The sequence below is a fragment of the Streptomyces sp. NBC_01591 genome, assembly GCF_035918155.1.
Lineage (GTDB): Bacteria > Actinomycetota > Actinomycetes > Streptomycetales > Streptomycetaceae > Streptomyces.
On sequence record NZ_CP109327.1, the window covers coordinates 5,108,973 to 5,126,212 of the forward strand.

Annotated in this window: 13 protein-coding genes and 2 pseudogenes; 1 reads left to right on the forward strand and 14 read right to left on the reverse strand. The window is 69.6% G+C overall.

The annotated features are described in order from the left end of the window. Positions 1–6 precede the first annotated feature (6 nt). From OG978_RS23885 to OG978_RS23920, 8 genes and pseudogenes are all read right to left on the reverse strand, one after another. Complete coding sequence (locus tag OG978_RS23885; protein WP_326767169.1) at positions 7–2,007, reverse strand: urease subunit alpha; 2,001 nt, start codon at positions 2,005–2,007, stop codon at positions 7–9. After that, on the reverse strand, positions 2,004–2,540 hold the full coding sequence (locus tag OG978_RS23890; protein WP_326770143.1) for an urease subunit beta: 537 nt from the start codon (positions 2,538–2,540) through the stop codon (positions 2,004–2,006). Before OG978_RS23890 ends, OG978_RS23885 begins: the two co-directional genes overlap by 4 nt. Further along, positions 2,520–2,813: pseudogene (locus OG978_RS23895) on the reverse strand (urease subunit gamma); the annotation flags it as partial. The gene OG978_RS23890 and the pseudogene OG978_RS23895, both read right to left, overlap by 21 nt. Before the next feature lie 219 nt (positions 2,814–3,032). Then, positions 3,033–3,173, reverse strand: a pseudogene (locus OG978_RS23900) (DUF397 domain-containing protein); the annotation flags it as partial. A gap of 269 nt (positions 3,174–3,442) precedes the next feature. Further along, complete coding sequence (locus OG978_RS23905; protein WP_326767170.1) at positions 3,443–3,892, reverse strand: VOC family protein; 450 nt, start codon at positions 3,890–3,892, stop codon at positions 3,443–3,445. 108 nt (positions 3,893–4,000) lie between these two features. After that, the gene (locus OG978_RS23910; RefSeq protein ID WP_326767171.1) at positions 4,001–5,560 is read right to left on the reverse strand and encodes an FAD-dependent monooxygenase; all 1,560 of its coding nucleotides are present in this window, start codon (positions 5,558–5,560) and stop codon (positions 4,001–4,003) included. Positions 5,561–5,630: 70 nt separating this feature from the next. Further along, a complete protein-coding gene (rarD, locus tag OG978_RS23915; RefSeq protein WP_326767172.1) occupies positions 5,631–6,614 on the reverse strand; it encodes an EamA family transporter RarD in 984 nt (327 codons plus the stop codon). 120 nt (positions 6,615–6,734) lie between these two features. After that, the gene (locus OG978_RS23920) at positions 6,735–7,595 is read right to left on the reverse strand and encodes an SDR family oxidoreductase (RefSeq protein ID WP_326767173.1); all 861 of its coding nucleotides are present in this window, start codon (positions 7,593–7,595) and stop codon (positions 6,735–6,737) included. Positions 7,596–7,774: 179 nt separating this feature from the next. On the opposite strand from OG978_RS23920, the gene OG978_RS23925 reads away from it, so the two are divergent. After that, a complete protein-coding gene (locus tag OG978_RS23925) occupies positions 7,775–8,119 on the forward strand; it encodes a winged helix-turn-helix transcriptional regulator (RefSeq protein ID WP_326770144.1) in 345 nt (114 codons plus the stop codon). Between the two features lie 11 nt (positions 8,120–8,130). On the opposite strand, the gene OG978_RS23930 is transcribed toward OG978_RS23925, so the two are convergent. The 6 genes from OG978_RS23930 to OG978_RS23955 form a co-directional block, all read right to left on the reverse strand. Beyond that, positions 8,131–10,086: an APC family permease gene (locus tag OG978_RS23930; protein WP_326767174.1), complete on the reverse strand. Its 1,956-nt coding sequence runs from the start codon at positions 10,084–10,086 to the stop codon at positions 8,131–8,133. 109 nt (positions 10,087–10,195) lie between these two features. Then, positions 10,196–11,254 (reverse strand): 2-oxoacid:ferredoxin oxidoreductase subunit beta, encoded by a 1,059-nt coding sequence (locus OG978_RS23935; protein WP_326767175.1) that lies wholly within the window; start codon positions 11,252–11,254, stop codon positions 10,196–10,198. Continuing rightward, positions 11,247–13,202 carry a 2-oxoacid:acceptor oxidoreductase subunit alpha gene (locus tag OG978_RS23940; RefSeq protein ID WP_326767176.1) on the reverse strand — a complete coding sequence of 652 codons (1,956 nt, stop codon included), beginning with the start codon at positions 13,200–13,202 and terminating at the stop codon, positions 11,247–11,249. Before OG978_RS23940 ends, OG978_RS23935 begins: the two co-directional genes overlap by 8 nt. A 299-nt stretch (positions 13,203–13,501) precedes the next feature. Continuing rightward, positions 13,502–14,176 carry a response regulator transcription factor gene (locus tag OG978_RS23945; protein ID WP_177328130.1) on the reverse strand — a complete coding sequence of 225 codons (675 nt, stop codon included), beginning with the start codon at positions 14,174–14,176 and terminating at the stop codon, positions 13,502–13,504. A gap of 178 nt (positions 14,177–14,354) precedes the next feature. Then, on the reverse strand, positions 14,355–15,710 hold the full coding sequence (locus OG978_RS23950) for a sensor histidine kinase (RefSeq protein WP_326767177.1): 1,356 nt from the start codon (positions 15,708–15,710) through the stop codon (positions 14,355–14,357). Between the two features lie 221 nt (positions 15,711–15,931). After that, positions 15,932–17,152: a sensor histidine kinase gene (locus tag OG978_RS23955; RefSeq protein WP_326767178.1), complete on the reverse strand. Its 1,221-nt coding sequence runs from the start codon at positions 17,150–17,152 to the stop codon at positions 15,932–15,934. Positions 17,153–17,240: the final 88 nt, after the last annotated feature.

A 17,240-nucleotide genomic window follows, 5' to 3' on the forward strand; every position in this document is an offset into this window, starting at 1 on the left:
GGCCGGTCAGAAGAGGAAGTACCGCTGAGCCATGGGGACTTCACTGACGTAGGACCGCGGCACGGTCACTCCGTTGAGTTCCGTGCGGGCGTCCCCTGTGGTCGCACCGCCGATGGTGACCTCGAAGCTGTTGTGGTCGACGTGGAGACTCTCCGGCACCGTGTCGTTCAGCTTCATGTCGGCCTTGGTGACGTCCCGGATGCTCGTCGAGATGTCCATGAACTTCTTGCCGAGGCCGAGCCCACCGGTCGCCATCTCGGTGACGTTCCCGCTGCTGTCCTGGACAGTGACGACTCGCGAGTTCAGCTCGTCGGCCACGCCCGGTGCCACGAAGTTGTACGAGTTGCTCAGGGGGGAACGGCCGGTGGAGCCCCAGACCGCTCGCGGCAGGAAGGGCTGCGGTGTCGTGATCGATGCGTTGGCGTCGCCCACCTGCGCGTAGGCGAGCTGCCCGCCCTTGAGGACCATGTGCATCTTGACGCCGAAGAACTTCGGTTCCCAGAGCACCAGGTCGGCGAGCTTCCCGGTCTCCACGGAACCGACGTGACCGTCGATGCCGTGCGTGATCGCGGGGTTGATCGTGTACTTGGCGACGTAGCGGCGCGCCCGGTAGTTGTCGTTCGGGATCAGCCTCTCCGCGTTGTGGGAGTGGTCGGCGTCGTCAGCGATCGGGCGGACCTTCGCGTTGGCGAGGTCCTCCTTCAGAGGGCCGTATCGGGACTTCATGACGTGTGCGGTCTGCCAGGTGCGCATGACCATCTCGCCGATGCGTCCCATCGCCTGGGCGTCGGAGGACATCATCGAGATGGCGCCCATGTCGTGTAGGAGGTCCTCCGCGGCCATGGTGGACGGCCGGATTCGGGAGTCGGCGAAGGCCATGTCCGCCGGAATGTCCGGATTGAGGTGGTGGCAGACCACCATCATGTCGACGTGCTCCTTGACGGTGTTCACCGTCAGGGGGCGGGTCGGGTTGGTCGAAGCGGGCAGCACGTTCTTCTCTTTGACCAGTTCGATCATGTCCGGGGCATGGCCACCGCCGGCGCCCTCGACGTGGAAGATGTGGACGGAACGCTTTCTGTCGTCTCTCGTGAAGGCGTTGCGGGTGCTGTCCAGGAAGCCGGATTCGTTCAGTGAGTCGGCATGCAGGGCCAGTTGGACCTGACGGCTTTCGCACACGTCCAGCGCCGCGTCGATCACGGCGGGCGTGGCTCCCCAGTCCTCGTGGACCTTGAACCCGATGACGCCTGCGTCGACCTGTTCGTTGAGGGCATCCGTGTTCACCGTGCTGCCCTTGCCGAGCAGGCCGATGTTGACCGGGTACGCGTCCAGGCTTTCGAAGGCCCGGGTGATGTGCCACGAGCCCGGGGTCACGGTGGTGGCCGTGCTGCCCTCGGCGGGGCCGGTGCCGCCGCCAATGAGCGTGGTCACGCCCGAGGCGAGGGCCTCGTGGATCTGCTCCGGGCAGATGAAATGGACGTGGGTGTCCACGCCCCCCGCGGTGAGGATCCGCCCGTTGCCGGAGATGACCTCGGTGCTCGGACCGACCACGAAGTTCGTCGGCCGCACCGTCTCCGGCAGCTTGTCGCTCGGGGACGTACGGTCCGGCATCTCGAACTCGTTGTCCGGGATCGGGTCCATCGTCTCGGGGTTGTACGCCTTGCCGATCGCGGCGATCACACCGCCGCGAAGCCCGACGTCGGCCTTGACGACCCCCCACCAGTCGAGGATCAGCGCACCGGTGACGACCGTGTCCACGGGCGTGCGGCCTTCAGCGTCCCCGTCTCTGGGGATGTGGGACATTCCCATCGACTCCCGGATCACTTTTCCGCCACCGAAGATCATCTCGTTGCCGCTGTGCTTCGGACCGCCGCTCCAGTCCGCCTCGATCTCGACGGTCAGGGCGGTGTCGGCCAGGCGGACGCGGTCCTTGGCGGTGGGCCCGTACAGAGCGGCGTAATCGGCCCGCTTCAGCACGTTGCTCGGCGGGGTCGATTTGTTGTTGCTCACCGGTGCGCCACCTCACGCAGTCCCTTGACCTGTCGATCCCCCTGGATCTCCACCAGTTCGACGCAGCACTCGTCGCCCGGCTCGAAGCGCACGGACGTACCCGCGGCGATGTTCAGCCGCCGCATCCGCGCCGCCTCGCAGTCCTTGAGTTCCTGGGGCGACTCCAGTTCCGGACCGGAAGGGACCTCGACCTTGAGGACCTTCAGCCCCGGGTTGACGTCGGCGAAGTGATAGTGGGAGCCGACCTGGACAGGGCGGTCCGACATGTTCTTCACCCTGATCCTCGTCCTGCCCCCACCCGGCAGCGTGGTGGCATCCTCCTGCAGGTCTGCGTTGAACGCGATCGCCTTGTACCAGGACTCCGCGTCCCGGCACTTGTCACAGCACGACGGCGAATCGCTGCCGCTGCCGCTGTCGCCGTCGCAGCCGACCGGGCAGCCCGGTTTGCGGGGCGGCCGGGGGTGCTCGACCTTGCCCGGGTGGATTTCGGGCTCCTCGATTGCCTCCGGGAAGGGATCGTGGATGGTGACCAGCTTGGTGCCGTCCGGAAAAGTGGCCTCCACCTGAACGTTCTTGATCATCTCCGGAACGCCGTCCATCACTTCGTCCCGGCCCAGCAACTGCCGGCCCGAGTCCATGACGTCGCTGACGGTGCGGCCGGCGCGTGCCTGCTCGAAGACGTGCACCGTCAGCAGGGCCATCACTTCGGGGTAGTTGAGGAGCAGCCCACTACTACGGCGACGCTGCGCCACGTCAGCCGCCACATGGATCAGCAGGCGCTCCTGCTCATGCGGAGTCAAATGCACGATGAGCCATTTCTCTTGAACGGGCAGTGCGAGCGGCCGGGCCTGCGGAAGGACACGGAACACGTCCTCGGGCGGCGCCAGTCGCTCACCGATCATGAGCGGCAGAGTTCATCGAGCAGGACACGTCACGGATCGCGTACACGATCAGGTGAAATCGAGTCGGGCGGTGCGCAGTCTCTGGCCTTCCGGCCGTATATGCCGAGGCTGCCGAAGCGGTCGGACGGTGCCGGACTCTCCGTCTTTGACGCCCGTCACGAAGGAGGCGAACGAGGCGGGGGAGGTGTTCAGTACCGGGCCGCTCGGGTTCTTGGAGTCGCGGACGGGGACCACGCCGAGCGGGGCGGCGAGGCGTGCGGCGACCTACAACAGCACCCAGGGCCACAGCGTCTGCGATGCCATCAAGTGGGCGGAGGGCATCTTCGCCCGCTTCCCCGACCAGGTGGCCTTCGTGCACCCCAACGCCAGGGGTCACCAAAACGCTGCCGATCACGTCGCATCGGCGATCCTGAACGCCATCGGCGTGAGCTGACCCGCACTGTCCCTGTCCGAACCGCCTCCGGTCCAGTGTCCGGAGGCGGTTCAGGGCGTTGGGCGTCGAAGCCCGCCCCTCGCCCGCGCGCCTGTCGGCGTCACTGCACGCAGAACTCGTTGCCCTCGGGGTCGGTGAGCACTGTCCAGGTGCCGCCCTGTTCCGCCACCTCGCGGAGCACCGTCGCGCCCAGCCCCACCAGGCGCTCGACCTCGGCCTCGCGGCGCTCCGGTCCCGCGTGCACGTCCAGGTGGAGCCGGTTCTTCGTCGTCTTGGCCTCCGGGACCCGCTGGAACAGGAGCCGTCGCCCCAGGCCCGCCCCGCTCTCCTTGTCGTACGGGTCGTCGGGGTGCCGGACCCCCGCGAGGTCGCGCCAGGCGCGGCGGTCATGTGCCACGAGGGTGACGTCCTCGGGCACCGCGCCGAAGCCGAGCAGCCGCTCGATCAGGACGCTGTGGTCCTCGACGAGGTAGCCGAGGGCCTCGCCCCAGAAGGTGGCCTGGGCGTGCGGGTCGGTCGAGTCGATGACGACTTTCCAGTGCAGGGTCATGGGAACCGTTCCTAGCGGTTACGTGATCGAGTCGTCAACGGACGTGCCTGACCGGAGATCCAGCTGTTCGGCCGGGCCCCGCCGCCCCGCCGCCCCGCCGCCCCGTCGTCAGGCCGTACCGGCCAGGCGGTCGAGGTAGTCGACGACCGCCGCGCTCTTTGCGGCCGGGGCGATCAGGGCCACGTGGTTGTCGGGGCGGACCAGGACGAGGAGGGCGGTGGCGGGGGCGACGCCGTACGCCGTGCGGGCGTGGCCCGCGTCGTCGGTCAGGTCGTGCGGGGCTCCCGCGTCCACCCCGTACGCCCGCACCGTGTCGCCGTACGCCGCTTCCGTCGCCCGTAGCGCCTGAGCCGTGTCCGGGCCGAAGCCCAGCAGGGTGAAGTGCGGGCCCGCGAACGCCTCGAACAGGCGGGTCGGCGCGTCCGTCGCGGTGTCGCGGCAGGGGGCGTCGGGGGCCCGGTCGCCCGCCCGCAGCCGGGGGGTGGAGCCGGGGGCGGAGAGGGAGCTCCAGGGGTAGCCGAGGCCCAGGCCCGCCGTGTCCCCGGAGACCGCCGCATCCAGGCCGCCGCCCGGCCGCTTGATCGCTTCGAGGGTCGCCCGCAGTCGCTCGGCGGTGATGTCCAGCGTCCAGGAGGCAACGGGCAGCCGCTCCTCCTCGTAGGTGTCCAGGAGGCGGGCGTCCGACCGGCCCTCGACGACCCGGGCGAGCTTCCAGCCCAGGTTGTACGCGTCCTGGATGCCGGTGTTCATGCCCAGCCCGCCGGCGACGGAGTGCACATGTGCCGCGTCCCCGGCCAGGAGTACGCGGCCCACCCTGTATCGGTCGGCCATGCGCTCGTTGACGCGGTACGTCGACAGCAGGGTGGCCTGTGACAGGCGGGCTGCCGGGAGTCCGGTGTGCTTGGCGAACAGGCGCTGGAAGCTCTCCAGGGACGGGGGCACGGGGGCTCCCGTCGCGTCCCGCTCCGGCCCGGCCTGGAACCACCAGCCTGTGCGTGTACCCGGGATCGGGCACAGCATCACGGCGCCGTCCTCGTCGAACCACTGGTGCCAGATACCGCGGTCGAGGCCGTCCACTTCGACGTCCCCGCAGATCATCATCTGCTCCTCGGTCGTCTTGCCCTCGAACGGGACGCCGAGCAGTTTGCGCACCGGGCTGTGGCCGCCGTCGCAGCCCACCACGTACCGCGCCTCGATGCTCCGGCCGTCGGCGAGGGCGACGGTCACGGACTCCGGCCCCTGCGACAGGCCGACCGCCTCGGAGCCGAGCTCCACGTGCACGCCGTACTCCGCCAGGCGGTCCCGCAGGATCTCCTCCAGCTGCCACTGGGCGATGAGCCGGCCGTGGGCGTACGGGGTGTCCGGCGTCGGGCGCGAGGACTCGGACGGATCGGTGTCGGCGACCGGCAGTCCGTTCCGGTACTTGCGCATCGGCAGCGGTCCCGATCCCGCGGCCAGGACCCGGTCGGCGATGCCCAGGTCCTCCAGCACCTCCAGGGAGCGGGGGTTGGGGCCCTTGGCCCGTGAACTGCGCGGGAACTCGGCGGTCTTGTCGATGATCCGTACGCCGACGGAGCGTCGTGCCAGGTCGCAGGCGAGGGTCAGGCCGGTCGGGCCCGAACCGACGATCAGTACGGGGGTAGGGGTGGTGGGTGTGGTTGCGGACATGTCGGCTCCTCGGTCGCGGTCCGTGAATGTCCCAGGAAAACGTAACCGAGTTAAAAAAGCAACCGGGTAATTAAAGTTGTGCGCGTGAGGCGGGCTCATCGGCGGCAGGCGGATTCGGCTGCGGCGCTTGCTGCTGCGCCACCCGCCGCGCCTCGCGCACCTGTGCCCTCGTCCGCCGCGCCGTCCGGAACGCGTCCCACGTCAGCAGGGTGAGCGCCAGCCACACCAGGGCGAACCCGGCCCACCGCTCCGGCGGCATCGCCTCGTGGAAGTAGAGGATGCCGAGGGCGAACTGGAAGACCGGCGCCAGGTACTGCAGCAGGCCCAGGGTCGAGAGCGGCACCCGGATCGCCGCCGCGCCGAACAGGACGAGCGGGACGGCCGTGACGAGGCCCGCCGAGGCCAGCAGCGCCGCGTGGCCGACGCCGTCGGAGGTGAACGTCGACTCGCCCTGGGCGCCCAGCCACAGCAGATAGCCGAGCGCGGGCAGGAACACCACGGCGGTCTCGGCGGTGAGCGACTCCAGGCCGCCCATGTCGACCTTCTTCTTCATCAGCCCGTAGGTCGCGAAGGAGAACGCCAGGATCAGCGAGATCCACGGCGGGCGCCCGTAACCGATCGCCAGCACGAGCACCGCCGCGAAACCGGTGCCGACCGCCACCCACTGCACGGGGCGCAGCCGCTCGCCGAGGAGCAGGACGCCCATGGCTATGGTGACCAGCGGGTTGATGAAGTAACCGAGCGACGCCTCGACGACATGGCCGTTGTTCACGGACCAGATGTACAGGCCCCAGTTGACCGTGATCGTGGCCGCGGCCACCGAGATCAGGCCGAGCTTCCTCGGCTGCCGCAGCAACTCGCCGATCCAGGACCAGCGGCGCAGCAGCAGCAGTGCGACGGCGACGAAGCCGAGGGACCAGACCATGCGGTGGGCGAGGATCTCGATCGCGCCGGCGGGCTTCAACAGCGGCCAGAAGAGCGGGACGAGTCCCCACAGGCCGTACGCGCCGATGCCGGACAGGAGTCCCGCCCGCTGTTCATTGATCCCCTTCACGGGCCCTCCAGGCGTGTCTGCGTCAACTGCACGACGGTAGCGCCGGGGAGGGCCCCATGTCATACCCGTATCGAGATACGGTCATGACATGGGGCCCCTGAGGTGTGGGGGAACCGGGTGTTACGCGGCGGCCGCCGCGGCGGCCACCGTCTCGGTGAGCGGCGTCGTCGGGCGGCCGATCAGCCGGGCCAGGTCGCCGCTCGTGGCGGCGAGCAGGCCGCGCCCGATCGCCTCGTCGACGTCGACGAGGATCGCCGCGAAGCCCTCGGGCAGTCCGGCGCCGACCAGGATCTCCTGGTGCACGGCGGCCGGGACGTTCTTGTACTCGATCTTCTTGCCGGTGGCGGCGGAGACCGCGGCCGCGTACTCCGCGAACGACCAGGCGACATCGCCGCTCAGCTCGTAGACCGCGCCGATGTGGCCCTCGCCGGTCAGTACGGCGGCGGCCGCGGCGGCGTAGTCCGCGCGGGTGGCGGAGGCGACCCGGCCGTCGCCCGCGTTGGCGACGACGGCGCCGTGCTCCAGGACCGGGGCGAGGTTGGCCGTGTAGTTCTCGGTGTACCAGCCGTTGCGCAGGAAGGTGTGGGGCAGTCCGGAGTCGAGGATCAGCTGCTCGGTGACCTTGTGCTCGGCGGCCAGCTGGAAGTCGGCGTCGGGGCCGCCCAGTACGCCGGTGTACGCGAGCTGGGCGACGCCCGCCGCCTTGGCCGCGTCGATGACCGCGGTGTGCTGCGGTACGCGCCTGCCGACCTCGCTGCCGGAGATGAGCAGGACCCGGTCGCCGGCCCGGAAGACGTCCTTGAGGGACTCCGGCCGGTCGTAGTCCGCGACACGGAGCTCGATGCCGCGGGCGGCGAGCGGGGCGGCCTTCTCCTCGTTGCGCACGACGGCGGCGATCTCGCTCGCGGGCACGGTGGCCAGCAGCTGCTCGATGACGAGACGGCCGAGCTCTCCGGTGGCTCCGGTGACGACGATGCTCATGGGGTTTCTCCTCCTGGGTGGAACCGGTGGCACTTATAACGCTTGTGGCACTTGTCCTTGTTCGGGCTCGTACGACTCGCTGTATGGGGTGCACTAACTAATCGAAAGTACCCACTTTGAAGTAAGGTACTGGTGTGAACGTGAGTGAACAGGGCGCGCGGCCCGACGTGAACCGGCCGATGTGTCCCTCCCGGCTGGTGCTCGAACATGTCACCAGCCGCTGGGGCGTCCTGGTCCTGGCCGCCCTGCTTGAGCGCCCGTACCGCTTCAGCGAACTGCGCCGCGAGGTGGGCGGCGTCAGCGAGAAGATGCTGGCCCAGACCCTCCGGACGCTGGAGCGCGACGGATTCGTGCACCGGGACGCCAAGCCGGTGATCCCGCCGCGGGTCGACTACTCGCTCACCGGGCTGGGCCGGGAGGCCGCCGAGCAGGTGTGGGCGCTGGCCCGCTGGACCGAGCGCCGCCTGGACGCGGTGCACGCGGCGCGCGAGACGTACGACGAACAGAAGGCGCACGCCCCGTAAGGCCCGCGTGGTCACTCCGGCTGGGGCGCGCGTCCCTCCTCCAGCGCGCGCAGCGCACGCGACACGTCGAAGGGCAGGATCGTCACCGCCACGTGCGGCAGCTGCGCCAGCGTCTTCGCCATCTGCTCGCCCGTACCCCGGTGCAGCAGCTTCCCGAGCGCATTGGTGTACATCCGCCGCGGCACCAGCACCGTCAGCGAGGTCCTGCCGTCCTCCGTGGTGCGGGTGGCGAGCTCCTTCATCGCGTGGCGCAGCCGCCGGTCCGGGCACTCCACCAGCTCCAGGGACACGGACGTGGCGGCCGTCGCCTCCCACCGGGCGGCCAGCCGTCTGCCGTGCGCCTCGTCGATCGCGAAGTGCACGGCCCGGATCTCGTCCGGGCGCAGCTCGTGGGCGTACCGCAACGCCTTGATCGTCGCCAGGTCCAGCGTCTCGACGAGGACGAAGACCAGATGGCGCAGGTCCCGGGGCCGGTCGGCCCCCGGCGGCTGGAGGCTCTGCAGCACCGCGGCCTCGCGCCGGTACTCACGGTTGATCCGCGTCAGCGCCCACACACCGAGCGGGAAGACCACCACGACCAGCCAGGCGCCCTCGGTGAACTTGGTGACCGCGAAGATCAGCACGACCGCGGCCGAGATGACCGCGGCGAGCCCGTTGACCGTGATCTTCGTCCTGCGGTACGGCTCGCGGCGCCGCAGGTGGTACGCGGTGAGACCGGCCCCGGCCATGGTGAAGGCGGTGAACACGCCGATCGCGTACAGCGCCACCAGCTTGTCCACGCTGGCCTCGGTGACCAGCAGCAGCGCCAACGAGACGACGGTCAGCGCGATGATGCCGTTGGAGAACGCGAGCCGGTGTCCGCGCCGGGTCAGCTGCCGGGGCAGGAACCGGTCCTCGGCGACGAAGCTGGCGAGGAACGGGAAGCCGGTGAACGGTGTGTTGGCGCCGGTGTAGAGGACCAGCGCGGTCGCCAGCTGCACGAAGACCAGCCCGGCCGTCCCCAGCGGCCCGCTGCCGAAGGCGAGATGGGCCTCCTGCGCGATGACCGTCGGAGTGCCGTCGGTGTACGGGACGGCATGGGTGAAGTGCGCCAGTGTGGAGACCCCGAGAACCAGGACGCCGAGTACACAGCTCATCGTGATCAGGGTGCGGCGGGCGTTGCGGCCCTGCGGTTCGCGGAACGCGGAGATGCCGTTGGAGATCGCTTCGAGTCCGGTGAGGGACGAGCCGCCGTTGGCGAACGAGCGCAGCACGATGAAGAGCGAGGCGCCGTACAGCCAGCCGTCGCCCGGGGTGCCGAGCGGTACGACTCCGGCGGCGTGCAGGTCGGCGTGCGGCAGCTCGCCCGTGAGCCCGCGCACCGCGGCGACGAGGAGGACGAGACCGACGGCGGCCATGAAGAGATAGGCGGGCAGCGCGAAGGCCCGGCCCGCCTCGCGGATCCCGCGCAGATTCCCGTACGCGAGCAGCACGATGACACCGACGGAGACCGGGATCTGGAGGTGGTCCAGGCCGGTGAAGTCGCCGCCGACCAGATGGGCGAGCGAGATCAGGGCGTTGGTGCCCGCGGAGACCTGGACGGCGACGGTGACGATGTAGTCGACGAGCAGTGCCACGGCGGCGATCTGCGCGATATTCGGCCCGAAGTTCTCCCGCGCGACGACATAGGACCCGCCCGCCCGGGTGTAGATCATGACGACATCGCTGTAACAGAGCGTCAGAAGCAGCAGCACCAGCAGGATCGCGCCGGTCACCGGCATCAGGAGCGTGAACGCGGCGGCCCCGACGACGGGTACGAGAACCCGGAGCATCTCCTCGGAGCCGTACGCGGACGAACTGATGCAGTCGGAGGCGAGCACCCCGAGCGCCGTCCGGTTGTTCAGCTTCTCCTCGCTGATGCGCTCGGTGGTGAGCGCCTTGCCGAGCAGACGCCGCTTGATGCGGTACGCGGGACGGTCCAGGGTCATGGCCACATCGTGCGCGGCGGCCGGCCGCACGCCCGGTACGCCGTCGCCGGACGGGCCGAAATTCAGCCCGTCCGGCGACGGATGATTCAAATGATTCAAACGGGACGAACTAGCCGACGACCGTCCAGTTGTCGTTGCCGGCGAGGAGCGCGGCGAGGTCGCCCTTGCCGTTCTGTTCGACGGCGGTGTCGAGTTGTTCGGCCATGAGGGTGTCGTAGACGGGGCGGTCGATGTCGCGCAGCACGCCGATGGGGGTCTGGTGGAGGGTGTCGGGGTCGGCGAGGCGGGAGAGGGCGAAGGCCGCGGTCGGGGACGGGTTGTGGGCGTCGTGGACGAGGACCTGGGACCGGTTCTCCTCGGTGACGGTCACGACCTGGAGATCGCCGGTGGCCGGGTCGCGGGCGACGCCCTTGCTGTTGTCCACGCCGAAGAGGATCGGCTGTCCGTGTTCGAGGCGGATGACCGCGTCCTGAGCCCGTTCCTTGTCCTTGAGGGCCTCGAACGCGCCGTCGTTGAAGATGTTGCAGTTCTGGTAGATCTCCACCAGTGCCGTGCCCGGGTGGTCGGCCGCCGCGCGCAGCACGCTCGTGAGGTGCTTGCGGTCGGAGTCGATGGTGCGGGCGACGAAGGAGGCTTCCGCGCCGATGGCCAGGGAGACCGGGTTGAAGGGGGCGTCGAGGGAGCCCATCGGCGTGGACTTGGTGATCTTGCCGATTTCGGAGGTGGGGGAGTACTGGCCCTTGGTGAGGCCGTAGATCCGGTTGTTGAACAGGAGGATCTTGAGGTTCACATTGCGGCGCAGGGCGTGGATGAGGTGGTTGCCGCCGATGGACAGGGCGTCGCCGTCGCCGGTGACGACCCAGACGGACAGGTCACGGCGGGAGGAGGCGAGTCCGGTGGCGATGGCCGGGGCGCGGCCGTGGATGGAGTGCATCCCGTAGGTGTTCATGTAGTACGGGAAGCGGGAGGAGCAGCCGATGCCGGAGACGAAGACGATGTTCTCCTTCGCCAGGCCGAGTTCGGGCATGAAGCCCTGCACGGCGGCGAGGACGGCGTAGTCGCCGCAGCCGGGGCACCAGCGGACTTCCTGGTCGGACTTGAAGTCCTTCATGGACTGCTTGGCCTCGGCCTTGGGCACCAGGTGCAGGAGCTGGTTGGCGTCAGGCATCGATGGCCTCCTTGAGTGCCGTTGCGAGCTGTTCGGCCTTGAACGGCATGCCGTTGACCTGGTTGTAGCTGTGTGCGTCCACGAGGTACTTGGCCCGGATGAGGGTGGCCAGCTGGCCGAGGTTCATCTCGGGGACGATGACCTTGTCGTAGCGCCCCAGGACTTCGCCGAGGTTCTTCGGGAACGGGCTGAGGCTGCGCAGGTGGGCCTGGGCGATGGGGTGTCCGGCGGTACGGAGGCGGCGGACAGCGGCGGTGATGGGGCCGTAGGTGGAGCCCCAGCCCAGCACCAGGGTCCTGGCGTCGGAGGGGTCGTCGACCTGGAGGTCGGGGACCTCGATGCCGTCGATCTTGGCCTGGCGGGTGCGGACCATGAGGTCGTGGTTGGCGGGGTCGTAGGAGATGTTGCCGCTGCCGTCCTGCTTCTCGATGCCGCCGATGCGGTGTTCGAGACCGGGGGTGCCGGGCAGCGCCCACGGGCGGGCCAGGGTCTGCGGGTCGCGCTTGTAGGGCCAGAACACCTCGGTGCCGTCGGCCAGTTCATGGTTGGGGCCGGTGGCGAACCGGACGCGCAGGTCGGGCAGCTCGTCGGTCTCGGGGATCTTCCACGGCTCGGAGCCGTTGGCGAGGTACCCGTCGGAGAGCAGGAAGACGGGGGTGCGGTAGGTCAGGGCGATCCGCGCGGCGTCGAGCGCGGCATCGAAACAGTCCGCCGGGGTCCTGGGGGCCACGATCGGGACGGGGGCCTCGCCGTTGCGCCCGTACATCGCCTGGAGCAGGTCGGCCTGCTCGGTCTTGGTCGGCAGGCCAGTGGACGGGCCACCGCGCTGGATGTCGACGATGATCAGCGGCAGCTCCAGGGAGACGGCGAGCCCGATCGTCTCCGACTTCAGCGCCACGCCGGGCCCCGACGTCGTCGTCACCGCGAGCGAACCGCCGAACGCCGCGCCCAGCGCCGCCCCGATTCCCGCGATCTCGTCCTCGGCCTGGAAGGTGCGCACCCCGAAGTTCTTGTGCTTGCTGAGCTCGTGCAGGATGTCGGAGGCCGGGGTGATCGGGTAGGAGCCCAGGTAGAGCGGCAGGTCCGCCTGCCGGGACGCGGCGATCAGCCCGTACGACAGGGCCAGATTCCCCGAGATGTTGCGGTACGTACCCGCCGGGAAGGCCTGCGAGGCGGGTGCCACCTCGTAGGAGACGGCGAAGTCCTCCGTCGTCTCCCCGAAATTCCACCCGGCGCGGAACGCGGTCACGTTCGCCTCGGCGATCTGCGGCTTCTTCGCGAACTTGGCGCGAAGGAACGCCTCGGTCCCCTCGGTCGGCCGGTGGTACATCCACGACAGCAGACCCAGCGCGAACATGTTCTTCGACCGCTCGGCCTCCTTGCGGGAAAGGCCGAACTCCTTCAGCGCCTCGATCGTGAGCGTCGTCAGCGGCACCGGATGCACGCTGTAGGCATCCAGCGAGCCGTCCTCCAGCGGACTGGTCTCGTAGCCGACCTTCGCCATCGGCCGCTTGGCGAACTCATCGGTGTTCACGATGATTTCCGCACCGCGCGGCACATCGCCGATGTTCGCCTTCAACGCGGCCGGATTCATCGCGACCAGCACGTTCGGCGCATCGCCCGGCGTGAGGATGTCATGGTCCGCGAAATGCAGCTGGAACGAAGAAACCCCCGGCAGGGTGCCTGCGGGGGCGCGGATCTCGGCGGGGAAGTTCGGCAGCGTGGAAAGATCGTTCCCGAATGACGCGGTCTCCGAAGTGAAGCGATCTCCGGTGAGCTGCATACCGTCTCCGGAGTCACCCGCGAAACGGATGATCACCCGGTCGAGGCGGCGGATCTCCTTCTCGCCGGCGCCCGCATGATCGGGACGGGGGGCACGCTGTCCCCCGACGAGCGCCTCGCTGGCCTCATCGGCCTGTTCGGCTGGGCTACTGACCTGGCTGGTCACTGAACTGGACCTCCCTCGGGGCGGCGGCTCGGGTACCGCCGGCCCGCCGACGGTCCCCATGCCCACCCTACGTCGGTAAGGGTCGCCTTCCCTGGACCGATCAAATGGTGGACGTGATTTTGGGACGCGATTTGATACCGGTTTGTCATGCTTCGCAAGCCCCTCAGCCGTTCGATGAAGACGCTTTGCACTCATTCTTTGGTGCTAGGACGTGTCCGCCCCGGGGCCCGGTCACCGCGGCAGCCGTGGCCGGCTCTCCGCGGTGACCTCCACCAGGTATCTGACAGAGTGTCAGTTCGTCAGGAGTTCAGGTAGGTCAGTACGGCCAGTACCCGGCGGTGATCCCCGTCACTGGGGGACAGGCCCAGCTTCAGGAAGATGTTGCTGACGTGCTTCTCCACGGCGCCGTCGCTCACCACCAGCTGCCGGGCCACCGCGGAGTTCGTCCGCCCTTCCGCCATCAGGCCGAGCACCTCGCGCTCGCGTGGCGTCAGCCCGGCCAGAACGTCCTGCTTACGACTCCGGCCCAGCAGCTGCGCCACCACCTCAGGGTCCAGCGCCGTCCCGCCCTGCGCCACCCGGACCACCGCGTCCACGAATTCCCTGACCTCGGCGACCCGGTCCTTCAGCAGGTACCCCACGCCCCGGCTGGATCCGGCCAGCAGCTCGGTTGCGTACTGCTCCTCGACGTACTGCGAAAGGACCAGGACCCCTATCCCCGGGTAGTCCTTCCGCAGCCGCACGGCCGCCCGCACACCCTCGTCGGTGTGGGTCGGGGGCATCCGCACATCGGCGACCACCACATCGGGCAGCGCGTCCTGCCCCGCCAGGTCGCCCACCGTCTTGATCAGCGCCTCGGCGTCCCCCACTCCGGCGACGACGTCATGCCCGAGATCGGTCAGCAGCCGGGTGAGTCCTTCCCGGAGCAGCACCGAATCCTCGGCGATGACTACTCGCACCCTGTCCTCCACCATCACCATGAAGCCGTTGCCCCCACTGTTCGCTGGTCCCGCACGTACGGTCTCCAGCATCCCAGCATCGGCGGGTGGTGTCCTCGGCCGACGGGTGGACTTCGGTCGTACTCGGCCGTGCTCGGGCGTGCTCGGGCGTACCCAGTCGTACTCAGCCGCATTCAGCTGCACTCAGCCGTGCTCAGCCGCGCCACGGCAGCTCGGCCGTGATCCGGGTCGGGCCGCCCTGCGGGGAATCCACGACCAGGACGCCGTCCACCGCGTCCAGCCGCTCGGTCAGCCCGGCGAGCCCACTGCCCGCCGACGCATCGGCGCCGCCGCGTCCGTCGTCGGTGACCTGGAGCATCAGCCGGTCCGCCGCCCGCCACACATCGACCGACGCGCGGGTCGCCCGCGCATGCTTGCTCACGTTCTGCAACAGCTCGGAGACCGTGAAGTACGCGATTCCCTCGATCGCCTGGGCCGGCCGGGAGGCCAGATCCACCTCGACCTTGACGGGGACGGTGCAGCGGGAGGCGATGGCGGAGAGTGCGGCGTCGAGTCCGCGGTCGGTGAGGACGGCGGGGTGGATGCCGCGGGCGAGGTCGCGGAGTTCCTGGAGGGCGACCTTGACCTCGCCGTGGGCTTCGTCGACCATGCGGGCCGCGGCTTCGGGGTCGTCGGTCAGCTTCTCCTTCGCCAGGCCCAGATCCATGGCGAGGGCAACGAGGCGGGCCTGGGCGCCGTCGTGCAGGTCGCGTTCGATGCGGCGGAGGTCGGCGGCGGCGGTGTCGACGACCACCCCGCGGTCCGTCTCCAGCTCCGAGACGCGGGTCGCCAGCCGGGACGGCCCGAGCAGCCCGGCCACCATCACCCGGTCCACGCTCACCAGACCGCGGATGATCCACGGCGTGACGAGCACGAACACCAGGCCGACCGCACTGGTCAGGGCCAGCTCGACGGAGGTGTCGAGGTAGACCTCGTGGGCCCGGTCGCCGTACAGCTGAATGCCGTCGCTACCCACGTACGTCGGGAAGACCCAGTGCCACAGCGGGTAGGTGAACGCGGTCCACCCGCACATCCAGAACGTCACCGCGACGGAGAAGGCGAAGGTCGCCCACGGGAGGTGCAGCAGCGTGTAGAGCAGATGGCGCCAGGACACCCCGCTCTTGAGGATCGCGCCCACCCAGGACATCAGGCCACCGGTCCTGCCGCGCGCCGGCGCCGGGGCCGCCACGTCCAGCTTCAGCAGTCCGCGCGCCCGTGCCCGTTCCATCGCGCCGAAGCCGCGGCACAGGGCCAGCGCGCCGGCCAGGATCGGAACCCCGAGGAAGGTGATCAGCAAACCGACACCCAGCGTCGTCAGGGTGATCGAGAGGCTGAACAGGACGAGGCTGATCGGCAGGCTCAGCAGCAGATAGGCGAACTCGCGCCAGGTCCGGCCCTCGACGGGCGCCCGCAGCGCGGCGGGGAAGAAATGCTTCACCGGGGGATGGTCCCCGAAACCGGCTCCGGACCGCTGGTGGTCCCGAGTGTCCGGTCCGTATGCCGTGGCCATGGGTGCTGTCCGTTTCTTCTCAGCGGTCTGCGATGCGGGTGTGCGATGCGGTGGGTGGTGCGGTGCGCGATGCGGTGGGTGGTGCCGGGGTCGGGGGCCGGGGATCGGGTGCTGTTCCGGCCATTACGACAAGGGTGCTGTTTCGCGGGCCGGCGCACCATGAGGGGGGTATCCCTCTTCGACCGGGGGTTTTCCCCACCATGGGGGGTTCCGGGGCGGCCCTAGAGGCGCTTGACCGCTGCCCCCGTACCCCTCGGCTCCGTGCCCTTCTTCTGCTCGCGGTCCCGCCAGGGCAGTTCCGCCGTGACCGTCGTGGGTCCGCCGACCGGCGAGTCGAGGACGAACAGCCCGTCGACGGCACCCAGCCGCTCGGCCAGCCCCGCCATTCCCGTACCGCCGTCCATCCGGGCCCCGCCCCGGCCGTCGTCGGTGACCTGGAGCAGCAGCCGGTCCCCGGAGCGCCACACCTCGACGGCCGCCGAACGCGCCGCGCTGTGCTTGCTCACGTTCTGCAGCAGCTCGGAGACCGTGAAGTACGCGATCCCCTCGATCGCCTCCGCGGGGCGCCCCGGCAGATCCACGCCCACGGTGACGGGGACGGTGCAGCGGGAGGCGATGGCGGAGAGTGCGGCGTCGAGTCCGCGGTCGGTGAGGACGGCGGGGTGGATGCCGCGGGCGAGGTCGCGGAGTTCCTGGAGGGCGACCTTGACCTCGCCGTGGGCTTCGTCGACCATGCGGGCCGCGGCTTCGGGGTCGTCGGTCAGCTTCTCCTTGGCCAGGCCGAGGCCCATGGCGAGGGCAACGAGGCGGGCCTGGGCGCCGTCGTGCAGGTCGCGTTCGATGCGGCGGAGGTCGGCGGCGGCGGTGTCGACGACCACCCCGCGGTCCGCCTCCAGCTCGGCGATCCGGCGCTCCAGCTCGTCGGAGGGCGAGAGCAGCCCGCGCACCATCGCCCGGTCCCCGTTGCTGAGAAGCCGAGTGATGTGGGGGAGCAGCGGCCAGAGCACGAGGAAGCTCACGAGCGTCACCGTGAAGGTGAGTACGCCCCAGGGCAGCCGGACGAAGGAGTACAGCACCGTCCGCCAGCCCACCGGATCCTTGAGGCTCGACCACAGCCAGGAGAAGAACCCCTTCTCCCGGCGGGACAGATCCACCGGGCTCGGCTCGTCGATCCGCACCCCGAGCATCGCCCGCGCCCGGCCCCGCTCGGCCTTGCCGATCAGCCGCGCCCCGTGCAGCCCGACGGCGAGCAGAGGCAGACCGACCACCGTGACCGCAAGCCCCACGCCGACGCCGATCATGAACACGGTGTAAACAAACCCGACCAGGGCCATGGGGAGATCGGCCAGGAGATGGCCGATCTCCTTCCATGTCCACCGGTCGGGGATGCAGCGGGCGGGCGGTGGCCGGTCGTCGTCCGGCACCAGGGGGCTCATGGTCATACGCCCCAGCCTGCCGGGCCGGACCGGCGCACGCCATGGGGCTCGTGGGTGGGGTGAAGTGGGGATAACCCCACCCCTTGTCCGATGC